The organism is Mycolicibacterium pallens, from assembly GCF_019456675.1.
Classification (GTDB): Bacteria; Actinomycetota; Actinomycetes; order Mycobacteriales; family Mycobacteriaceae; genus Mycobacterium; species Mycobacterium crocinum.
Window position 1 is genome coordinate 2,822,903 of sequence record NZ_CP080333.1, and the last position, 20,351, is coordinate 2,843,253.

The 20,351-nt window shown below is 66.9% G+C and carries 24 protein-coding genes; 14 read left to right on the forward strand and 10 right to left on the reverse strand.

The window, feature by feature from the left end:
- Positions 1 to 25: 25 nt before the first annotated feature.
- Together K0O64_RS13855 and K0O64_RS13860 are read left to right on the forward strand one after the other, a co-directional pair.
- Positions 26 to 1,273 carry a cytochrome P450 gene (locus K0O64_RS13855; protein WP_071949862.1) on the forward strand — a complete coding sequence of 416 codons (1,248 nt, stop codon included), beginning with the start codon at positions 26 to 28 and terminating at the stop codon, positions 1,271 to 1,273.
- Entirely contained in the window at positions 1,266 to 1,877 is a 612-nt protein-coding gene (locus K0O64_RS13860) for a TetR/AcrR family transcriptional regulator (protein ID WP_071945021.1), read from the forward strand. The genes K0O64_RS13855 and K0O64_RS13860 overlap by 8 nt, the downstream gene beginning before the upstream one ends.
- Here the strand turns inward: K0O64_RS13860 and K0O64_RS13865 are convergent.
- Positions 1,869 to 2,657, reverse strand: coding sequence for an ABC transporter ATP-binding protein (locus K0O64_RS13865; protein ID WP_071945019.1), 789 nt, complete (start codon positions 2,655 to 2,657; stop codon positions 1,869 to 1,871). The two genes, K0O64_RS13860 and K0O64_RS13865, sit on opposite strands and share 9 nt — an antisense overlap.
- Before the next feature lie 9 nt (positions 2,658 to 2,666).
- The gene (locus K0O64_RS13870; protein ID WP_071945017.1) at positions 2,667 to 3,131 is read right to left on the reverse strand and encodes a peroxiredoxin; all 465 of its coding nucleotides are present in this window, start codon (positions 3,129 to 3,131) and stop codon (positions 2,667 to 2,669) included.
- 53 nt (positions 3,132 to 3,184) lie between these two features.
- On the opposite strand from K0O64_RS13870, the gene K0O64_RS13875 reads away from it, so the two are divergent.
- The 8 genes from K0O64_RS13875 to K0O64_RS13910 all read left to right on the forward strand — a co-directional run bounded on the left by K0O64_RS13875 (position 3,185) and on the right by K0O64_RS13910 (position 11,542).
- Entirely contained in the window at positions 3,185 to 4,705 is a 1,521-nt protein-coding gene (locus K0O64_RS13875) for an anthranilate synthase component I (protein ID WP_071949861.1), read from the forward strand.
- Positions 4,705 to 5,304 (forward strand): TIGR02234 family membrane protein, encoded by a 600-nt coding sequence (locus tag K0O64_RS13880; protein WP_071945015.1) that lies wholly within the window; start codon positions 4,705 to 4,707, stop codon positions 5,302 to 5,304. Before K0O64_RS13875 ends, K0O64_RS13880 begins: the two co-directional genes overlap by 1 nt.
- Before the next feature lie 81 nt (positions 5,305 to 5,385).
- Complete coding sequence (trpC, locus tag K0O64_RS13885) at positions 5,386 to 6,204, forward strand: indole-3-glycerol phosphate synthase TrpC (protein ID WP_071945013.1); 819 nt, start codon at positions 5,386 to 5,388, stop codon at positions 6,202 to 6,204.
- Positions 6,205 to 6,240: 36 nt separating this feature from the next.
- On the forward strand, positions 6,241 to 7,479 hold the full coding sequence (gene trpB / locus K0O64_RS13890; RefSeq protein ID WP_164520071.1) for a tryptophan synthase subunit beta: 1,239 nt from the start codon (positions 6,241 to 6,243) through the stop codon (positions 7,477 to 7,479).
- Positions 7,476 to 8,288, forward strand: coding sequence for a tryptophan synthase subunit alpha (gene trpA, locus K0O64_RS13895; protein ID WP_071945009.1), 813 nt, complete (start codon positions 7,476 to 7,478; stop codon positions 8,286 to 8,288). Before trpB ends, trpA begins: the two co-directional genes overlap by 4 nt.
- Positions 8,285 to 9,673 carry a prolipoprotein diacylglyceryl transferase gene (locus K0O64_RS13900; protein WP_071945007.1) on the forward strand — a complete coding sequence of 463 codons (1,389 nt, stop codon included), beginning with the start codon at positions 8,285 to 8,287 and terminating at the stop codon, positions 9,671 to 9,673. The genes trpA and K0O64_RS13900 overlap by 4 nt, the downstream gene beginning before the upstream one ends.
- A 159-nt stretch (positions 9,674 to 9,832) precedes the next feature.
- Positions 9,833 to 10,639 (forward strand): SDR family oxidoreductase, encoded by an 807-nt coding sequence (locus K0O64_RS13905; protein WP_071945005.1) that lies wholly within the window; start codon positions 9,833 to 9,835, stop codon positions 10,637 to 10,639.
- A 27-nt stretch (positions 10,640 to 10,666) separates the two neighbouring features.
- On the forward strand, positions 10,667 to 11,542 hold the full coding sequence (locus K0O64_RS13910; RefSeq protein WP_071945003.1) for a helix-turn-helix transcriptional regulator: 876 nt from the start codon (positions 10,667 to 10,669) through the stop codon (positions 11,540 to 11,542).
- Here K0O64_RS13910 and K0O64_RS13915 read toward each other — a convergent pair.
- Genes K0O64_RS13915 through K0O64_RS13930 form a run of 4 tightly spaced genes read right to left on the reverse strand, consistent with a single transcriptional unit; the run spans position 11,452 to position 13,557 of the window.
- Positions 11,452 to 12,096: a flavodoxin family protein gene (locus K0O64_RS13915; RefSeq protein ID WP_071945001.1), complete on the reverse strand. Its 645-nt coding sequence runs from the start codon at positions 12,094 to 12,096 to the stop codon at positions 11,452 to 11,454. The two genes, K0O64_RS13910 and K0O64_RS13915, sit on opposite strands and share 91 nt — an antisense overlap.
- A complete protein-coding gene (locus tag K0O64_RS13920) occupies positions 12,090 to 12,596 on the reverse strand; it encodes an SRPBCC family protein (protein ID WP_071944999.1) in 507 nt (168 codons plus the stop codon). The genes K0O64_RS13915 and K0O64_RS13920 overlap by 7 nt, the downstream gene beginning before the upstream one ends.
- Positions 12,593 to 12,907 (reverse strand): ArsR/SmtB family transcription factor, encoded by a 315-nt coding sequence (locus tag K0O64_RS13925; protein WP_071944997.1) that lies wholly within the window; start codon positions 12,905 to 12,907, stop codon positions 12,593 to 12,595. The genes K0O64_RS13920 and K0O64_RS13925 overlap by 4 nt, the downstream gene beginning before the upstream one ends.
- 47 nt (positions 12,908 to 12,954) lie before the next feature.
- On the reverse strand, positions 12,955 to 13,557 hold the full coding sequence (locus K0O64_RS13930; RefSeq protein WP_071944995.1) for a TetR/AcrR family transcriptional regulator: 603 nt from the start codon (positions 13,555 to 13,557) through the stop codon (positions 12,955 to 12,957).
- Positions 13,558 to 13,627: 70 nt separating this feature from the next.
- On the opposite strand from K0O64_RS13930, the gene K0O64_RS13935 reads away from it, so the two are divergent.
- Genes K0O64_RS13935 through K0O64_RS13945 form a run of 3 tightly spaced genes read left to right on the forward strand, consistent with a single transcriptional unit; the run spans position 13,628 to position 17,206 of the window.
- The gene (locus K0O64_RS13935) at positions 13,628 to 14,797 is read left to right on the forward strand and encodes a spirocyclase AveC family protein (RefSeq protein WP_071944993.1); all 1,170 of its coding nucleotides are present in this window, start codon (positions 13,628 to 13,630) and stop codon (positions 14,795 to 14,797) included.
- Complete coding sequence (locus K0O64_RS13940) at positions 14,794 to 15,579, forward strand: CbbQ/NirQ/NorQ/GpvN family protein (protein ID WP_071944991.1); 786 nt, start codon at positions 14,794 to 14,796, stop codon at positions 15,577 to 15,579. The genes K0O64_RS13935 and K0O64_RS13940 overlap by 4 nt, the downstream gene beginning before the upstream one ends.
- The gene (locus K0O64_RS13945) at positions 15,572 to 17,206 is read left to right on the forward strand and encodes a nitric oxide reductase activation protein NorD (RefSeq protein WP_071944989.1); all 1,635 of its coding nucleotides are present in this window, start codon (positions 15,572 to 15,574) and stop codon (positions 17,204 to 17,206) included. Before K0O64_RS13940 ends, K0O64_RS13945 begins: the two co-directional genes overlap by 8 nt.
- Here K0O64_RS13945 and K0O64_RS13950 read toward each other — a convergent pair.
- A complete protein-coding gene (locus K0O64_RS13950; protein ID WP_071944987.1) occupies positions 17,098 to 18,006 on the reverse strand; it encodes a RecB family exonuclease in 909 nt (302 codons plus the stop codon). The two genes, K0O64_RS13945 and K0O64_RS13950, sit on opposite strands and share 109 nt — an antisense overlap.
- A 77-nt stretch (positions 18,007 to 18,083) precedes the next feature.
- Here K0O64_RS13950 and K0O64_RS13955 point away from each other — a divergent pair, with 77 nt between their 5' ends.
- A complete protein-coding gene (locus K0O64_RS13955) occupies positions 18,084 to 18,938 on the forward strand; it encodes a tRNA (adenine-N1)-methyltransferase (RefSeq protein ID WP_071944985.1) in 855 nt (284 codons plus the stop codon).
- Here K0O64_RS13955 and K0O64_RS13960 read toward each other — a convergent pair.
- Genes K0O64_RS13960 through K0O64_RS13970 form a run of 3 tightly spaced genes read right to left on the reverse strand, consistent with a single transcriptional unit; the run spans position 18,935 to position 20,286 of the window.
- Entirely contained in the window at positions 18,935 to 19,231 is a 297-nt protein-coding gene (locus tag K0O64_RS13960; protein ID WP_071944983.1) for a DUF503 domain-containing protein, read from the reverse strand. The two genes, K0O64_RS13955 and K0O64_RS13960, sit on opposite strands and share 4 nt — an antisense overlap.
- Positions 19,232 to 19,780 (reverse strand): lipoprotein LppK, encoded by a 549-nt coding sequence (lppK, locus tag K0O64_RS13965; protein ID WP_220046502.1) that lies wholly within the window; start codon positions 19,778 to 19,780, stop codon positions 19,232 to 19,234.
- A gap of 11 nt (positions 19,781 to 19,791) precedes the next feature.
- Entirely contained in the window at positions 19,792 to 20,286 is a 495-nt protein-coding gene (locus K0O64_RS13970; protein WP_220046424.1) for an MTB12 family secreted protein, read from the reverse strand.
- Positions 20,287 to 20,351: the final 65 nt, after the last annotated feature.

Genomic DNA, 20,351 nt, shown 5'->3' on the forward strand with positions numbered 1-20,351 from the left:
GATGTCCGTGCTGAAGGAGACTCCCATGCCCGTGCACGCTCCCAACGTCTTCGACGCTGACCTGCCGACGATCAGTTATGACCTCACCGCGACGCCGCAGGACATCCTCGATGACCTGCGCAGCGCGCAATCGCGCGCGCCGATCGCCATCGGGCCTCTCGGCCCGGAGATCCTGTCCTACGAGTTGGCCCGGGAGATACTGCGCGACAACAGGTTCCGACTGCCGCCGGGTATCACCCTGGCGGCGCAGGGCATCACGTCGGGTCCGCTGTACGACAAGCTGACGACCAGCCTCCTGGGTTTGGAAGGCGCGCCACATGTCCGGCTGCGCAAACTGGTGTCCAAGGCGTTCACTCCCCGTGCCACGTCGCGTCTTTCCGACACGATCCAGGAGGTCGTCAACAGACTGATCGATCGAGTCATGGACGCCGGGCGCTGCGACGTCGTCACCGACATCGCCCGTCCCTATCCCACCCCGATCATCTGCGCCCTGATCGGCGCGCCTCGCGAGGATTGGCAGCTGTTCTCGGATTGGACCGAGGAGATCTTCAAGGCCTTCAATTTCCAGCCTGATGCGAACTTCGACGAGTCCGCGATCATGCGCGCGTGGGGCGAGCTCGATGCCTACGTCGACGACATGGTCGCCGCCCGCCGAGACAACCTGACCGACGACCTGCTGTCAGAACTCATTCGCGCGGAAAGTGACGGCGAGAAGCTGAATCTGGAGGAGCTCCGAGGGCTGGTCGCCGGCTTCTTGATGGCGGGGACCGACACCACACGAAACCAACTGGCGGCGTCGGTACAGGTGCTCTGCGAGCATCCGGATCAGTGGGCGAAGCTGGGTGAGCAACCGGAACTCGGGATGCAGGCCGTCGACGAAAGCATGCGCCACTCGCCCGCGGCCTGCATCGTGCCGCGAGCAGCCGTGGAGGATGCCGAGTTCGGCGGTTATCTGTTTCCCGCCGGGACCTTCGTCTTCGCGAACTCCTTTGCCGCCAACCGCGATCCCGCGATCTATGAGGATGCCGACCGCTTCGACATCTCGCGTACAAACGTGCCACCGATCCTGACCTTCGGCGGCGGTGCCCACTACTGCCTCGGGGCCAATCTCGCACGCCGGGAACTGGCCGAAGCCCTCGTCGTGCTCACCCGGCGCCTGTCCGCGCCGCAGCGCGTCGGCCCGGCCCCATGGAAATCCGTGCTGGGAATGACCGGTCCAACAACACTTCCCATCACCTTCGACGTCGACATGCTTGCGGGGGCCAATGCGTAGTCGCGGCTGGGCGGGGGTGACGCCCGCCTCAGACGAGGAGGCGATTGCCCGAATCCTCGACGCGGTCGACGAAGTGGTGGCCGAACAGGGTCCGGCGATCCGGCTTGCCGACGTCGCTCGCAAGCTCGGTGTCACGCGCCAGACGGTGTACCGCTATTTCCCGAATGCCGACGCGCTGCTCATTGCCAGCTCGATGCGTGCCGTCGACGGATTCATCGACCAGGTCGTCGAACACGTCCGCGGCCTCAACGACCCGGTTTCAGCCGTTGTCGAGAGCGTGTCGTTCGGGATCGAGAACCTCGGCGGCGATCCGCAGCTGGAGAATCTGCTCACCCGCCGATATGAGGGCGACGCCGTCACCTCACTGACATCGGACACGGCGATCACGTTCTGCTTGTCGGTCTTTCACCGCTTCGATGTGGACTGGGAACTGCACGGTTTCGATGCCTCGGCACTCCGAGATCTGTGTGAAATGACGGCGCGCACCGTGCAATCGCTGCTGACCGATCCCCGGCAACCCGGGCAAGACGGAACCGAACTGCGTCGTTTCCTCAGACGCTGGCTCGGTCCAGCGATCCTCTACCCGCGGATGGCGTCACTGTAGCGATTTGGCCCGCGCGCTCCAGCGGCCCTCGTGGTAGCCGACCTCGATCGGATGCGAGAACGCGGCGGTGACGTTGTCGGTCGAGATGGTTTCGCGCGCAGGCCCGCTGGCCACGGTCCGGCCGTCGGCGATCAGCAGCGCATGCGTGGTGGTGGTCGGCAGCTCTTCGAGGTGATGGGTCACCAGGATCGACGCCACGTCGGGGTGGATCCGGTCAAGATCGTCGATGGTTTGCAGCAGCTGCTCACGCGCCGCAACATCAAGCCCGGTCGTCGGCTCGTCCAACAGCAGCAGTTCGGGCTCCGAAACCAGTGCCCGCGCAATGAGAGTGCGGCCCCGTTCACCCTGTGACAGCGTCGGCCACACCTCATCGGCCTTGCCGGTCATGCCCACCGCGGCGATCATCGCGTCGGCGTGCTCGGCCTCCGCGGGGCTCGGCGTCCAACGCATGGGAAGGTCAATGGTGGCGGTGATACCGGTCAGCACGACCTCACGCACCGTGAGCGAATATTGAAGGCGGTGACGCGGATTCACGTGCCCGATTAATCGGCGCAGCGTGGCCAGATCGGTGCGCCCCATCCGACCGCCGAGCACCGTCACCGTGCCGGTGGTGGGGAACGTCACCGCGGCGCAGAACCCGAGCAGGGTGCTCTTGCCGGCGCCGTTGGGGCCCAACAGTGCCCAGTGCTCGCCCCGCTGAACCGTGAGTGAGATGCCGTCGATGATCTGTTTGCCGTTGCGGCGAAACGTCACATCGTCGAGTTGCAGAACCGGATTCACAATGCGCGGTCAGGCCTTCTGGCGCTGACGCAGCACCTCCAGCGCCTTATCGGCGTGGCTGTCCATGTTGAGCTCGCTGGCGATGACCTCGAGCACCGTGCGATCGGTGTCGATGACGAACGTCGTCCGCTTGACCGGCATCAGCTTGCCCAGCAGCCCGCGCTTGACCCCGAACGCGGTGGCCACCGCACCGTCGGCATCCGACAGCAGCGGGTAGTCGAAACTCTGCGAGTCGGCGAACCGGGCCTGCTTCTCGACGGCGTCGGTGCTGATGCCCACCCGGCTCGCGCCCAGCGCGGCGAACTCGGAGGCGAGGTCGCGGAAATGGCACGCTTCCTTGGTGCACCCGGGCGTCATCGCGGCGGGGTAGAAGAACAGCACGATCGGTCCGTCGGCCAGCAGCTCAGTCAGGGAGCGCACCGTGCCGGTCTGGTCCGGCAGTTCGAAGTCCGCAACCCGGTCTCCACGTTTCATGGGTGCAGGCTACGCCGGTCAAATGGGCTCGGCGGGTCTGGGAGGATGTATCCGTGCAATCCAACCTCGCCGCCACCACCACGCGCGAGGAGTTCCGGGCGCTGGCCGCCGAACATCGCGTGGTGCCGGTGATCCGCAAGGTGCTCGCTGACAGCGAGACACCCCTGTCGGCCTACCGGAAACTGGCAGCCAACCGCCCCGGAACCTTCCTGCTCGAGTCCGCCGAGAACGGCCGCTCGTGGTCGCGATGGTCGTTCATCGGGGCGGGTGCGCCGTCCGCGCTGACCGTGCGTGACGGCGAGGCCGTCTGGCTGGGCGCCACTCCGCAGGACGCCCCGACGGGCGGCGATCCGCTCACGGCGCTGCACGAGACGATGGCGCTGCTGTCCACCGAGTCGCTCGCCGGCATGCCGCCGCTGTCGAGCGGGATGGTCGGGTTCTTCGCCTACGACTTCGTCCGGCGCCTGGAGCGACTGCCGGAATTGGTCGTCGACGATCTCGGGTTGCCCGACATGCTGCTGTTGCTCGCCACCGATCTGGCCGCCGTCGATCATCACGAGGGCACCATCACCCTGATCGCCAACGCGGTGAACTGGAACGGCACCGACGACCGCGTGGACTGGGCCTACGACGACGCCGTCGCGCGCCTCGACGTGATGACCACGGCGCTGAGCCAGTCGCTGTCGTCGACGGTGGCGACGTTCTCGCGACCGCAGCCCCGGCACCGCTCGCAGCGCACGATGGAGGAGTACAGCGAGATCGTCGAGCGGCTGGTCAAGGAGATCGAGGCCGGCGAGGCGTTCCAGGTGGTGCCGTCGCAGCGCTTCGAGATCGATACCGCCGTCGACCCGATCGACGTGTACCGGATGCTGCGGGTGACCAATCCCAGCCCGTACATGTACCTCATGCACGTGCCCGATGAGACTGGGGGAACGGCCTTTTCGATCGTCGGCTCCAGCCCGGAATCTTTGGTGACGGTCAAGGACGGCTGGGCCACCACGCATCCGATCGCCGGGACCCGGTGGCGTGGTCAGACCGAGGAGGAAGACCAGCTGCTGGAGAAGGAGCTGCTGGCCGATGAGAAGGAACGCTCGGAGCATCTGATGCTGGTCGATCTCGGCCGCAACGATCTTGGCCGGGTGTGCGTCCCGGGCACGGTGCGCGTGGAGGATTACAGCCACATCGAGCGGTACAGCCACGTCATGCACATCGTCTCGACGGTCACCGGGCTGCTCGCCGACGGCCGCACGGCGCTGGACGCGGTGACGGCCTGCTTCCCGGCCGGCACCCTCACCGGGGCGCCGAAGGTGCGGGCGATGGAACTGATCGAAGGGGTTGAGAAGACCCGCCGCGGCCTGTACGGCGGCGTCGTCGGATACCTGGACTTCGCCGGCAATGCGGACTTTGCCATCGCCATCCGCACCGCGCTGATGAGCAAGGGCACCGCCTACGTGCAGGCCGGTGGCGGTGTGGTGGCCGACTCCAACGGTCCCTACGAGTACAACGAGTCCGCCAACAAGGCCAAGGCGGTGCTGAGCGCGATCGCCGCCGCCGAGACGCTGGGCGCGCCGTGATGATCCGCATCGGACAGCTGTTGCTGGTGGTCTCGGCGGTGCTGCTCTGGGTGGCGTCGCGGATGGTGTGGGTGTCGGCGACGTCGTTCGACGGCCTCGGTCAACCCAAGACCGTGACGCTGACGGGAGCCAGCTGGTCCAACGCGCTGCTGCCGTTGGCGGTGCTGCTGCTGGCCGCGGCGGTGGCCGGGCTGGCGGTGCGGGGATGGGGTCTGCGGGCGGTCGCGGTGCTCGTGGCGGTGGTGACCCTGCTGCTCGGCTATCTCGGCGTCAGCCTGATCGTCACCCCCGACGTCGGCCCCCGTGCCGCCGAACTCGCCCAGTTCCCGGTGGCAACGCTGGTGGCCAGCGACCGGCACTATGTCGGCGCCGGGCTGACCATCGGCGCCGCGGCGTGTGCGCTGGTCGCCGCGGTGCTACTGATGCGCTCGGCGGCCACCGGGCGGCAGGCCACGGCCAAATACGCCGCACCGGCGGTTCGCCGCAGCGCTGCGCGCAACGAGGAGGCCGAGCCGGGGGTGTCGGAGCGGGGGATGTGGGATGCGCTCGACGAAGGTGTCGATCCCACAGATCGCCGCACCGACACCGAGGGTCGGTGACGAATGCGCGGCTCGATACGACTACCCTTCACAAGACGACTTAAGCCACATCGCCACGGCGTGAGAAGGGATCCGGCAGCCATGAGTTCGGCAACCGTGCTCGACTCCATCATCGAGGGAGTGCGCGAAGACGTTGCCGCCCGCGAGGCGATCGTGAGCCTCGATGAGGTCAAGGCCGCTGCCGAGGCGGCGCCGGCTCCGTTGAACGTGCTGGCCGCGCTGCGGGCGCCGGGTATCGCCGTGATCGCCGAAGTCAAGCGCGCCAGTCCTTCCCGGGGTGAACTCGCCAACATCGCCGACCCCGCCGAGCTGGCTCGCGCGTATGAGAGCGGCGGCGCCCGGGTGATCAGTGTGCTGACCGAGGAGCGCCGATTCGACGGCTCCTTGGCGGACCTGGACGCGGTGCGCTCTGCGGTACGAATTCCGGTGCTGCGCAAGGACTTTATCGTCCGGCCTTACCAGATCCACGAGGCCAGGGCACACGGTGCCGACATGCTGCTGCTGATCGTGGCCGCACTCGAGCAGCCGGCCTTGGAGTCGCTGCTGGAGCGCACCGAGTCCCTCGGCATGACGGCGTTGGTGGAGGTGCACACCGAAGAAGAGGCCAGCCGGGCTCTGGAGGCCGGGGCCAAGGTGATCGGTGTGAATGCCCGCGACCTCAAGACCCTGCAGGTGGACCGGGACTGCTTCGCGCGGATCGCCCCGGGGTTGCCGTCCGACATCATCCGGGTCGCCGAATCCGGCGTGCGGGGGACCGGTGACCTGCTGGCCTACGCCGGCGCCGGGGCCGACGCGGTGCTCGTCGGCGAGGGCTTGGTCACCAGCGGGGATCCGCGCAGCGCCGTCGCTGACCTGGTCACCGCGGGAGCTCATCCCTCCTGCCCGAAGCCAGCTCGCTGAGTCGTGGCTGATCTCTCCACTCCGAACGTGCCGCGCATGAGTGCGGCCGTCGCCGAGCCGACCGCGCATGAGCCCGACGCCCGCGGCCACTTCGGGGTCTTCGGTGGACGCTATGTGGCCGAGGCACTGATGGCCGTGATCGAGGAAGTGACGGCCGCCTACGAAAAGGCCCGGACCGACCAGGAATTTCTCGATCGCCTCGACAACCTGCAGACCCACTACGCCGGACGGCCGTCGCCGCTCTACGAAGCGGTCCGGTTGAGCGAGCACCTGGGCGGAGCGCGGATCTTCCTCAAGCGCGAAGACCTCAACCACACCGGTTCGCACAAGATCAACAACGTGCTCGGACAGGCGCTGCTGGCCAAGCAGATGGGCAAGACTCGGGTCATCGCCGAGACCGGCGCCGGCCAGCACGGGGTCGCGACCGCGACGGCATGCGCGCTGCTGGGCCTGGAGTGCGTGATCTACATGGGCGCGGTGGACACCGCGCGCCAGGCGCTCAACGTGGCGCGGATGCGACTGCTCGGCGCCGAGGTGGTGTCGGTGGAGTCGGGATCCAAGACACTCAAGGACGCCATCAACGACGCTTTCCGCGACTGGGTCACCAACGCCGATCGGACCTACTACTGCTTCGGCACCGCGGCCGGCCCGCACCCGTTCCCGATGATGGTGCGCGATTTCCAGCGCATCATCGGCCTGGAAGCCCGGGCGCAGATGCTGGCACAGGCCGGCCGGCTGCCTGACGCGATTGCCGCGTGCGTGGGTGGCGGTTCCAACGCGATCGGCATCTTCCACCCCTTCATCGATGACACGTCGGTGCGGCTCGTCGGATTCGAAGCGGCCGGCGACGGCGTCGAAACCGGTAGGCACGCAGCGACTTTCACCGGTGGAACGCCCGGTGCATTCCAGGGCTCGTACTCGTACCTGCTGCAGGACCAGGACGGCCAGACCATCGAGTCGCATTCGATCTCAGCAGGTTTGGACTATCCGGGCGTCGGGCCCGAGCATGCGTTCCTCAAGGACATCGGTCGCACCGAGTACCAGCCGATCACCGACACCGAGGCCATGGACGCGTTCCGGCTGCTGTGCCGATTGGAGGGCATCATCCCGGCCATCGAATCCGCGCACGCGGTGGCGGGCGCGGTGAAGCTGGCGGCTGAGCTGGGGCCCCATTCGATCATCCTGGTCAACCTGTCCGGCCGCGGGGACAAGGATGTGGAGACGGCGGCCAAGTGGTTCGGGCTGTTCGACGGGTCCGGCCCGGGAGCCTCATGACGGTCCAGCACAGCCAGTCGGGCCGGCTGGGTTCGGTCTTCGCGACGTGCCACGACGAGGGTCGGGCTGCGTTGATCGGCTACCTGCCGACCGGTTATCCGTCCGTTGACGTCTCGATCGACGCCCTGGTCGCGCTGGTCGAATCGGGTTGCGACATCGTCGAAGTCGGTGTTCCGTATTCCGACCCGGGGATGGATGGCCCGGTCATCGCGACCGCGACCGAGGCAGCGTTGCAGGGCGGTGTCCGGGTTCGCGACACGCTGCGCGCGGTGGAGGCGATCAGCGCCGCCGGCGGTCACGCGGTGGTGATGACGTATTGGAACCTGATGCTGCACTACGGGATTGACGCGTGGTCGCGCGACCTGGCGGCCGCCGGGGGATTGGGCATGATCACTCCGGACCTGATTCCCGACGAGGCCGACGAGTGGCTGGCTGCCGCCGAGACGTACGACCTGGATCGCATCTTTCTGGTGGCGCCGTCGTCGACCCCGGAGCGGCTGACGAAAACCGTGGAAGCCTCGCGGGGGTTCGTCTATGCGGCGTCGACCATGGGTGTCACCGGTGCCCGTGACGTCGTGTCCAGCGCCGCACCGGAACTGGTCGCACGGGTCAAGGTAGTCTCGGATATCCCCGTCGGGGTCGGTCTTGGTGTGCGCTCACGTGAGCAGGCCGCCGAGATCGCGGCCTTCGCCGACGGGGTCATTGTGGGTTCGGCTCTGGTGTCGGCGCTGACCGACGGGTTGGCGGCGGTGCGGACGCTGACCGAGGAGCTGGCCGTGGGTGTGCGACAGAAGGTGTCTGCTTCGTGACGACAACCGTCTTGGCCTATTTCCCGAGCCCGCCGCAAGGTGTGTGGCATCTGGGCCCGGTCCCGATTCGGGCCTACGCACTGTGCATCATCGCCGGGATTATCGCCGCGCTGGTGATCGGCGACCGACGTTGGGCGGCGCGTGGTGGTGAGCGCGGTGTCATCTACGACATCGCGCTGTGGGCCGTGCCGTTCGGTCTAATCGGTGGCCGGCTCTATCACCTGATGACTGACTGGCGGACCTATTTCGCCGAGGGTGGCGCAGGTATCGGGGCGGCACTGCGGATCTGGGATGGTGGCCTCGGCATCTGGGGTGCGGTCGCCCTTGGCGGGGTCGGCGCATGGATTGCCTGCCGGCGCAGGGGGATTCCGTTGCCGGCGTTCGGTGATGCGATTGCGCCGGGCATTGTTCTGGCCCAGGCGATCGGCCGGCTCGGCAACTACTTCAATCAGGAGCTCTACGGCCGCGAGACGACAGTGCCGTGGGGCATGGAGATCTTTTACCGGCGGGACTCGTCCGGGATGGTCGACGTGCATTCCCTCGACGGGGTGTCGACCGGACAGGTCGCCGGTGTGGTGCAGCCGACGTTCCTCTACGAGTTGTTGTGGAACGTCGCGGTGTTCGTCTTCTTGCTCTGGATCGACCGGCGGTTCAAGATCGGTCACGGGCGCCTGTTCGCGGCGTATGTGGCGGCGTACTGCGTCGGCCGGTTCTGGGTCGAGTTGCTGCGCGACGACACCGCCACTCATATCGCGGGTATCCGGGTGAACTCGTTCACGTCGGTGTTCGTGTTCATCGGCGCGATCGTGTACATCCTGTTGGCGCCCAAGGGCCGTGAGGATCCGGCCACGCTCGGCGGCACGCACGCGACCGAGGCGCCCGACGAGGAGTCGCCTGCCGAGAAGATGGCCGAGGATCTGGTGGCCGTCGCCACCGGCGGCGGAATCACCGCCGCCGCGGCCGTGGCCGCTGAGCACGACTCCGAAGATGCCGCGGCTGTTGGTGATACGGCCGAGGCTGAGGCAGAGCCCGAGCCGGAGGCTAAGGCCGAGGCCGGGCCGGAAGCGGAGCCCGAGGCTGAGGTCGAGCCCGAAGCTGAGCCCGAGCCTGAGGCTGAGGCTGAAGCGGAGCCCGAAGCTGAGGCCGAGGCCGAGCCGGAGGCTGAGGCCGAGCCCGAAGCCGAGCCGGAGCCTGAGGCCGAGCCGGAGCCTGAGGTCGAGCCCGAGCCTGAGGCCGAACCGCAGCCAACGGCTGAGGTCGAGCCCGAGCCCGAAGCAGAGCCCGAGCCCGACACTATCGCTGTGACAGCACCGCCCGCCCAGACCCGTGGATTCCGCACCGTGGTGCGCCGCGTGCTGTGGGGCGTCGAAGTCCACCGCGACTGACCTCTTCGGCGCGCATCCGCTGAGCGGATCAAAACTGTCGTAGCCCTATGGCCCGTTCTAGGTGGCTCTCGCAGTACCTGTATCGCCACGGTCTCCCAGTCGTGTCGAACGCCTGTCAATCTGGTTGAGTCGGCCCGCGACAAACAGAGACGGAGACCAATGGCAAACAGCCGATTCACCACGCACGCAGAACTTTTCGACCTGAGCGGAAAGTACGCGCTCGTCACTGGCGGCACCAAGGGTATCGGCATGATGATCGCACGCGGCCTCCTCCAGGCGGGCGCACGCATCGTCGTCAGCTCTCGCAATGCCGACGCGTGTGCGCAGGCACAGCACGAACTGTCTGAATTCGGCACGGTCCACGCATATCCGGCCGACCTGTCCAAGCACGACGAGTGTCGGCGGCTCGCTGATCACGTCACGGCCGACTTCCAACGCCTGGACATCCTCGTCAACAACGCGGGAGCGATGTGGCGCGAGCCGCTGGAAACATTCCCGGACGAGGCGTGGGACGCCGTGATCGACCTCAACCTCAAGTCGCCGTTCTGGCTGGTGCAGTCGCTACTTCCCGCACTCCGCGCGGCAGGCACAGCCGATGATCCTGCGCGGATCATCAACATCGGCAGTATCGCCGCCATCCACGTCGCGCAGTCGCCCAATTACTCCTACGCCAGCAGCAAAGCGGCCCTGCACCAACTCACCAGAGTGCTTGCCAGAGAGCTGGGCCCGCAGCACGTCACGGTGAACGCGGTAGCGCCGGGACCCTTCCCGTCGCAGATGATGGCGTCGACACTCGAGGTCGTGGGCGACACGATCGCGGCAACGGCCCCTCTGCGCCGGCTCGGCCGCGACGACGACATGGCTGGTGTTGCCGTGTTTCTCGCCAGCCGAGCCGCGTCCTACCTCACTGGCGCCATCATCCCGGTGGACGGCGGCATCGCGACGACTGCATCGGGCACCCCCTAACTGTCGGCTCAGGCCTACGGTGAAGTGATGACCACGATGGATCTGCGCGCCGACATCCGGGAGTTTCTCAGCTCGCGTCGCGCCCGCATCACACCTGAGCAGGCGGGCCTGCCGGCTTACGGCGGTCACCGTCGGGTCAAAGGCCTGCGTCGCGAGGAGGTAGCGCTGTTGGCGAGGATATCCGTCGACTACTACGTGCGCATGGAGCGCGGCAGCCTCGCCGGTAGCTCCGACGGTGTACTCGAGGCGTTGGCTTCTGCGCTGAGACTCGACGAAGCCGAGCGCGACCACCTGTTCCACCTCGCGCGCCAGTCCGGGGCGCCCACAGGGGCTCGTCGGCCCAGGCCTACCGGGGTGCTGCGCTCGACATTGCAGCAGGTGCTCGACGCCATCTCGGACGCGCCGGCCTGGATCTGTAACGGGCGTTATGACGTCCTCGCGACGAATTCGCTTGCTCGAGCGCTGTTCTCACCAGTGCTGTCCGACCCGCGACGGCCCGCAAACACCGCGCGGTTCGTTTACCTGGACCCCGAGGCGGCCGAAGCATTCTTCGTCGACTACGACCACATCGCCGGTGACGTGGCTGCGAAACTGCGCATGGAGGCCGGTCGCAATCCACACGACGAGGGTCTCATCGCGCTGGTCGGCGAATTGTCAACGCGCAGTGAGCTGTTCCGGCAGCGGTGGGCATCCCAGGACGTCCGGCTCCATCGATCCGGCCGCAAGCGGATGCATCATCCGGTCGTGGGTCGACTTGATTTGGATGTCGAGTCATTGGAACTGCCGGCCGATCCCGGCCTGCACCTGACCGTCTACACCGCACCACCTGACACATCGACCGCTGACAATATGGCGCTCCTGGCATCGTGGGCGGCCACTGAGGCTCGGCCGGCCAGCAGTTGACGCGTCACCGCGGTGACTCGACGGCCGAGGTGTTCGCACGTGCGTACATCGGCCTCGTGCACCGCTTGCGGATCGGCGTCGACATCGGTGGAGGCGCCGGCTCCGAGCCAGAAGCCGAGTCGGTTGAGCTCGAATTCGCTTGCGGCGCTGGTGTTCCACCCTGCGGTCAGGCCGAGGTTGACCCAGTGCATGTGATGCTGCGCGGCGAACACCGCCAACGCGCTGAGCGTCTGCAGCTTGTCGCCGGCCTTCGATCCGGAGTTGGTGAATCCGGCACCGACCTTGTCGCGCCACGTGCCCTCCATGCAGCGTCGGCCCGTGCGTTCAGCGAACGCCTGGAACCCGGCCGACACGTTGCCCATATAGGTCGGGCAACCGAAGATGATCGCGTCGGCGCCATCGAGCACCGGCCAGTCGTCGTCACCGACGGTGTCGACCGCGATCAGTCGAACGTGGGCCTCGGCGGTCTCGGCGCCACGACCGACAGCTTGGGCCAACGTCGCGGTGTGGCCGAAGCCCGAGTGGTAGGCCACCACAACCTGAGGTGTCACCATGCTTGTCCTCCGTATGCGCTGTCGGCCACCTCGCGGTAGCGCTGCTGCCAGTCGGGAATCTCCGTCCCGGCCAGGTGAGCTTCGAGCCGATCGAGGTAAGCATGCGTGCCTGGTCGAAAACCGTTGGCGTTGCGCACCCCCAGGCCACGATGGCTGAATCGCAGCAGCGTTCCTTCCCCGTCGGGCGACAGCTCGTACCGCACGACGCCGGGCTCGACGATCCGCTGGTTCCACTCGTGCTCGAAAACATGCGGCGGATCCCAAACCAGAATCCGGCCGGTCATCCGCTTCCGTTCGGCCGGAATCGGCGGTGCGGCCGGCGTCATCTCGATCGTCCCGCCCTCACGCGCATCGATGGACGTGGCGCCCATCCACTGCCCGCGCTCGGCGGGATCGGTGATCGCGGCCCACACCCGCTCGATGGGGTGGGGGAGCCGTCGCTCGAAAGTGAGTATCGCCCGGTCGTTTTCGATACTGAGTTGGCCCTCGCGGCTGATCATGAATTCTCCTTGCTCTTGTTCAGGTGGCGCTCAAGTGCGTCGAGATGACCGGTCCAGAACTGGCGGTACTGCTCGATCCAGCTGTCAATCGCCACGAGTCCATCGGCACGTAATGCATAGATCCGCCGCTGCGCGTCTGGACGCACCTCGACCAGGCCGACCTCGCGCAGGATGCGCAAGTGCCGCGACACCGACGGCTGGGTCAAATCCGGCAGCGCCGCAACGAGTTCGCCCGCGGTGCGGTCCCCGGCGGCCAACGTGTCCAACAGGATTCGGCGGTTCGGTTCGGCGATCGCCTCGAAGACGTCCACGTCTCGAGTATTGCACCGCATCTATATAGGCGTAAGGCTATATAAAGCTAGGGCAGCTTGATCGCCGAGGTGTACATCTCCACGATGGGGCGGTAAAGGTCCACGTCGTCGAGCTCGCTGCCCAGAATCACCGAGTCGCTGGTGGCGATCAGCACTTGTGCGAAGGTCAACGGCGGGATCAGCAGTGTCCCGCCGAGACGGTCGATGCCCTTGACGATGAATTCGCTGAGCTTCTCGACCACCTCTGATCGCTTCGCGGCCACCCGTTCCCGCGCCTCCGGATTCCGGAGAAGGTACAGCGTGAACTCATGCCCCAACGCCGCGTGCTCAGCGCCGCGGTCTCTGCTCAGCTGGCGCCAGCGCGCTGCGATATCGTCGAACTCTTGCGCCGTGACCGACTTCGCCGACGCCATCACCTCGGCGAAGTTGTCGAAATAACGCCGCCAGTACCGGTCGCTGACCGCCAGGAAAAGGTCCTCTTTGGTGGCGAAGTGTTTGTAGATGGCGCCCTTCGTGTAGCCGGCGGCATGGGCGATGTCATCGAGTTTGGCTGCCAGGAAACCCTTTTCGGCAAACACATCCTCGGCGGCGTCGAGCAGCAACGAGCGGGTGTGCTCGAGTCGCCGCTCACGTGTCCATCGCTCCGCCATGGCAGAAGTCTGCCACAGAATCTGAGGTACTCAATGGACACTGAGATACCCGTGGGTATATTTTGGCCGCGTGAGCGATGCTTCCCGCACGAGAAAATCCGCCACCGTCGTCGAGCCGGCACCGGACGCCGCGACGCTCGGCGACGCGCATCGCCCGTCGGGTACGACGGTCAAGGTGTGGGCAGCCGTCGGCGGCGTACTTCTGGTCCTGCAGCTCTACGTCTGGATCCGATGGGTGATCGGCCCGTACTTCGTGCGCGTGCCGGCCGGCCCCAGCGACCCGCCGACTTACATGAAGATTTTCCTGACCGCCAACGGCGCACTGATGTGCGTCGGATTACCGGCAGCCATCTGGTGGTTCCTGATCCGACCGTGGGTTCGTGAGCGCCGGATCACCCTGGACGGACTGCTGCTGATCTCGTGCGCGCTCTTCTTTTTCCAAGACCCGCTGCTGAACTATCTCAACACGTGGTGCACCTACAACACCTGGTTGTGGAATCGCGGTTCGTGGTCGTCGCACATCCCCGGGTGGGTGTCACCCGAATCGCCCGGCCGCCAAGTCGCAGAACCCTTGCTGATCAACGCAACCGGCTACGGAATGGTGTTGCTGCTTGCCATTGCCGGGTGCTGGTTCATGCGCCGACTGAAGTCGCGCTGGCCGCACATGAGCAACCTGCGGTTGATTCTGATCACCTATGCGGCCGCCATCGTCCTCGACTTCGTCATGGAAGCCTGCTTCATGCTTCCGTTCGGGCTCTATACGTATCCCGGTGCCATCCAATCAGTTTCGGTCTTCGCCGGCACCTATCATCAGTGGCCCATCTACGAGGGGCTGATGTGGGGCGGTGTGATGACAGCCCTGAGCTGTCTGCGTTTCTTCACCGACGACCGAGGCCGCACCGTCGTCGAGCGCGGACTTGACCAGGTGCGCGGTGGCTTCGCCCGGCAGCAGTTCGTCCGCTTCCTCGCGATCTTCGGCGCGGTCAGCGCATGCTTCTTCGTCTTCTACAACCTGCCCGCGCAATGGTTCGCCATGCACTCCGATCCGTGGCCGGCCGATCACCAGAAGCGCTCGTACTTCAACGGGGGCATCTGCGGCGACGGCACCGACACCCCGTGCCCGGATCCGGTCATTCCGGTACCGACGAAACGGTCCGGCTTCATCGATGTCAACGGCAAGCTGGTACTGCCCGAGGGGGCAACGCTGCCACCGGTCGTTCCGTTCGAGCCCGGTAAGTGAGCACCCCGTTCTACCGACCGGTCGGCGACGAAGTCGAGGTCTTCCACGCGGCGGCTCGGCGCGGACTGCCTGTGCTTCTCAAAGGACCCACCGGTTGCGGCAAAACCAGATTCGTCGAGGCGATGGCCAACCAACTCGGCCGCGAGTTGGTCACCGTCGCCGGCCATGAGGATATGACGTCGGCCGATCTCGTCGGCCGGTTCCTGCTCAAGGGCGGTAAGACGGTCTGGGTGGACGGACCGCTCACGCGTGCCGTTCGGCAGGGGAGTATCTGCTATCTCGACGAGATCGTCGAGGCTCGGCAAGACACCACCGTGGTCATCCATCCGCTCGCCGACCACCGTCGTGAACTCCCGGTCGACCGGCTCGGCACCAGCGTGCCGGCTGCACCCGGGTTTCAACTCGTGATCTCCTACAACCCGGGCTATCAAAGCGTGCTGAAGAGCATCAAGGAATCGACCCGACAGCGGTTCGTCGCAATAGAACTCGACTTCCCGCCCGCCGATATCGAAACCGACATCGTCGCTTGCGAGGCGGGAATCGACGCCGACACCGCACGGGCGTTGGTCACCCTCGGGCGCGCGATCCGGGACCTCGACGGCTCACCGCTGCGGGAGGCGGCGTCGACCCGGCTGCTGATTCTCGCCGGCGGTCTCGTCGCCGAGGGACTCAGCCTGCGCAGTGCCGTCCGTGCGGCCGTGGTCAGGGTGCTGTCTGACGATCCTGACCTGGTAAGCGCCCTCGGCGAGCTGGCCGACGCGGTACTGCCGAACCGTGAGTAATGTGGCTGCCCCGCAACGCTTTCGGCTGCTCGCGACGCATCTGGCACGGCGGTCGCTCGACATCGCCGAGGCCGCGCCCGGTGAGGCCGCCTACACCGACGGGCGGGTCATCTTCGTGAGCGCCGACGGCTCCGTCGACGATCATCGACGTGAAGTGTGCCTGCAGGCCATGTTGCTCGCGGCGGGCAGCCTCAGTCCAGAACTCGTCAGGGCGCTGCGGGGGCGGCGGACCTTGGCGCGACGCTACCTCGCCGTGGAGGGGCGCCGGGTCCTGGGCAGCGACCCGACGCCGCTCACCATCAGCCCTGCGGAATCGTTGTCCGTGGCACGCGGGCGAACCGCGATCGCCGATCCGCCGGCCTGGTTCGGCGTCATCAGACCCGCCCGCCTGTTACGGACACCGCAGGCTTCCGGTGCGGCGGCTACCGCCGAGGACCTGCGCGACCTGCCCGACGACGCCGATGAGAGCGACGAGACATCTGAAGAAAGCAAGCTTCTCAAGCTCTTTCACAACCCGGTGCTCAACTCGACGATGCTCTCGGACTTCCTCCGCAAGGTCTTCGGCGGATCCCGATCCGAAAGCGACGACGAAGCGGGTGCCGAGGTTCCCGTACACACCGTGCGACGCGCCCGCAGTGCGGCACCGCAGGCCCGACCGGTATCGAGTCCTATCGCGTTCACCGACGCCGGCCGCCCCGGCGCGACCGTCGGCATCGCCGGCGCCCTGCATCCCGAATGGGATGTCTTCGCCGGCCGCTATCGCCCCGACTGGTGCCGCGTGATCGACTACCCGATGACGGTACCGGCCGATGCATCCGCCGGTACCGTGCCCGACGACCCAGTGCTCCGGCAGCGGCTGGCTCGCGTCGGCCTGGCGCACCGGGTGATGCGCCGCCGCGCTGACGGCGACGAGCTCGACACTGACGCCCTGATCGACTTCGTGGCCGAAACCCGTTCGGGCAATTCGCCTCCCGAGCACGTCTACACCGAACGGCGCAAGATCGCCCGAGAGCTGGGTGTGCTGATCCTGCTCGACGCTTCCGGATCGGCCAACGACGCCGACACCGAAGGTCGCGCCGTGCACGAACACCAGCGGCGTGCGGCGGCCACTCTGGCGGCGACACTGGAGGATCTCGGTGATCGTGTTGCGGTCTACGCGTTCCGATCCCACGGGCGCCACGCTGTCCACCTGCCGGCGATCAAGACGTTCGATCAACGCTTCGGCATCACCAGCCGCGCCCGCGTAAACCAGTTGCAGCCCTCCGGGTATACCCGACTCGGTGCCGCAGTCCGGGGTGCGGGAGACATCCTGAAGCGTGATGCGGGCACGCCGAGCCGGCTGCTTGTCGTGCTGTCAGATGGATTCCCGTACGACGACGGTTACGAAGGCAGATACGCCGAGGCCGATGCGCACCGCGCGCTAGCCGAGTTACGCGCCGATGGCATTGCGTGTCTGTGCCTTTCGATCGGAGCCGTCACCGCGACCGGCACCCTCGACCGGGTCTTCGGCGCGGCCGGTTATGCGAGCGCGCCGGCGTTGAGCGACGTCAGTCCGCGCATGGACGAGTTGTTCCTGTCCTCGCTGCGCGAATTGGCCGCGCCGAGATCCTCCGGCCAACCGGGGTAGGTCGGCGGTGTGCCGCCGTACGCCGGACACAGCGCGCGATGGCTGCACCAGTCGCACAGCCGCGACGGGTTGGCCCGGAAATCGCCTGTGGCACCGGCAGATTGGATAGCCCGCCAGATCGCCATCAGGATCTTCTCGAAGCGCAGCAGCTCGTCGAGCGCGGGGGTGTAGTCCAACAGCTGGCCGTCGGCCAGATAGATCAGCCGCAACCGGCTGGCCAGCACATCACGCGAACGCAGCAGCGCGACGGCGTAAAACTTCATCTGGAACATCGCCTTGAACTCGGCCAGCGCCCTGGCCGCAGGCGGCGCCTTGCCCGTCTTGTAGTCGACGACACGGAGCTCACCGGTGCCCGCGACGTCAATCCGGTCGACGAAACCGCGCAGCAGGGTGCCGTCGGCAAGCTCGACCTCGATGCGCTGCTCGCAACTCTGGGGATCGAACCGGGTCGGATCTTCCAGCCGGTAGTAACCGGTGAGCAGCTTGCGCGCTTCGGCCAGAAGCTGAGTTCGTTGCTCGTCGGTGAAATCGTCCGCGAAGTCTGGATGTTCGGCCAGCACCTTCTCCCAGGCCGGGTCGACCAAAGACAAGGCGGTGTCCGGCCCACGCTCGGCTGCCGGCATGCCGTAGAGCTGCTCGAGGGCGGCATGCACCACAGAACCGCGCAGCTGAGCGGTCGACGGCGGCTCGGGCAGTCGATCGATGGCACGGAAGCGATAGAGCAGCGGGCACTGCTTGAAGTCCGCGGCCCGCGACGGCGACAGCGCGGGTCGCGGCGCCTGCAGCCCCTGATCAGACATAACTGCAGCCTAAGACGGTGTGCCGACAAGGCGACGGTACGCGGCGCGGCGAGTCCGCTATGGCAGGCTGAACGGCTGTGACCGACGATCCCGCCCCGCGCCGGACCGGTCCCTTCGTCGTCGGGGACCGCGTTCAGCTCACCGACGCCAAGGGCCGGCACTACACGATGATCCTGAACCCGGGAAGTGAGTTCCACACCCACCGCGGGGCCATCGAACACGACACGGTGATCGGCTTGCCGGAAGGCAGCGTGGTCAAGTCCACCAGCGGCGACGCGTTTCTGGTGTTGCGGCCGCTGCTCATCGACTACGTGCTGTCGATGCCGCGCGGCGCCCAGGTCATTTACCCCAAGGATGCCGCCCAGATCGTCCACGAGGGCGACATCTTCCCGGGCGCGCGGGTCCTGGAGGCCGGTGCGGGTTCCGGTGCGCTGACGTGCTCGCTGCTGCGGGCGGTCGGCCCGGGCGGCGAGGTCATCTCCTATGAGGTGCGCGATGACCACGCCGTGCACGCCAAGCGCAATGTCGAAACGTTCTTCGGGCAGGACCCGGACAACTGGAGGCTGATCATCGGCGACCTCGTCGACTCCGACCTCGACGAAGCCTCCGTCGACCGCGTCGTCCTCGACATGCTGTCGCCCTGGGACGTCCTGGACACCGTCGCCCGGCTGCTGATCCCCGGCGGCGTGCTGATGGTGTACGTGGCCACCGTGACCCAGCTGTCGAAGACGGTGGAGGCGCTGCGCGAACAGCAGTGCTGGACCGAGCCGAGGACGTGGGAGACGCTGCAGCGCGGTTGGAATGTCGTCGGTTTGGCGGTGCGCCCGCAGCACAACATGCGCGGCCACACCGCGTTCCTGATTTCGGCACGCCGGCTGGCTCCCGGCACGGTCACCCCGACCCCGCTGCGCCGCAAGCGTCAGCAGGTCTAATCGTCGTCGCTGCGGTGCAGCCCGCGCCGCACCGACAGCAGCTCGATCTCGGGACGGCCCGCCACCAACCGTTCGGCGGCATCGAGCACCTCGACGACGTGGGCGCGGTCGCCGGCCACCACGGACACCCCGATGCCGGAACGCCGATACAGATCCGCTGAACCGGTCTCGGCCGCCGAAATCATGAAGCGCCGCCGTAGTTCGGCGACGATCGGGCGCACGACGGCCCGCTTTTCTTTCAGCGAGTGGACGTCACCGAGCAGGACGTCGAATTCCAGCCAGCCGATCCACATTCAGGGTGTGGGGGTCGGGCTCGCCGCGCCGGCGCCGCCACGGGCATTGCCGAAGGCCAGGAGCATATCGGCCGTCTCGCGGGACAGCTGCCAGTTGCCCTTGTCCTGACGGAACTCCATCGGGAACGTGAAGTTGCCCGGGTTGGCCGGATTGGAGGTGGTGACGTTGATCGACGCCAGCGCGTCGTCGGGTCGACGGTCCGACCACCGGATTTCGGTAGCGGTGAAGGTCAGCGGCGTGAAGCCGCCGTCGCGCAGTGCCGCGGCGAACTTGTCGATGGTCGCGGCATCGCCAGGCGTGGTCGACTCGACGAGCTGAAGCTTGTCGGCGCCTTTGACCGCCGGGTCGGCGAGCCGGTAGAGCACAGCGGTCAGCGTGTCGGGCGCAGGCAGCGGGGCCGCGTTGGACGCGGGCGGCGCCAGTGGGCTCGACGACTGTTGGAACGGACTCTGAGTTGACTTCGGCTCTGCGTGGTCAGAACACCCCGAGAGGCTGAGCGCCGCCACGATTGTGGCGGCGCTCAGACCTACGAAGAACGGGTGTCGCATCCCGGGCTGGCTCAGCCGGCTCCTTGCATCAGCGACAGCGCCGACTGCTTGGTCAGCTGCCATCCGCTCGGGCTGGGGCCCTCCACGAACTGGATGCTCTGGGTGGCGGTCTGACCGTTGGGCGCGGTGGCCGTGACGTTGGCCGTCGCGGTCGGGCCTTCCTGGTCGATGTCGGCGATGTTGAAGCTCAGCGGCAGCAGGCCCTTGGCCGAGGCGTTGTTGAACGCACGGTCGGCGGCGATGCCCTCGAACCGGCCCAGGCCGAACTGGATGTACGAGCCTTTGTTGCCGGAGAACGAGCCCCCGCCCTGGAGGCCGTTGAGCGTGGCAACGAGCTGGCTCTGGAGCTCTGGCGCCGGCGTCTGCGGCATCGGTGCGCCGAAGACGACGGGCTGCACGGCCGGTGCGGGCACCGGCGAGCTGAATGCAACCGACGTCACACCGGCGGCAACGCCGCCGACGATCGCTGCGGCGGCAACGCCCGTGGCTAGGAGTTTCAGGGTCACGGCTGTCCTCTCGATCGGCCCGACTCATTAGAAAGATTAACAGTGTTGCCAGTGTGTCGAAATTC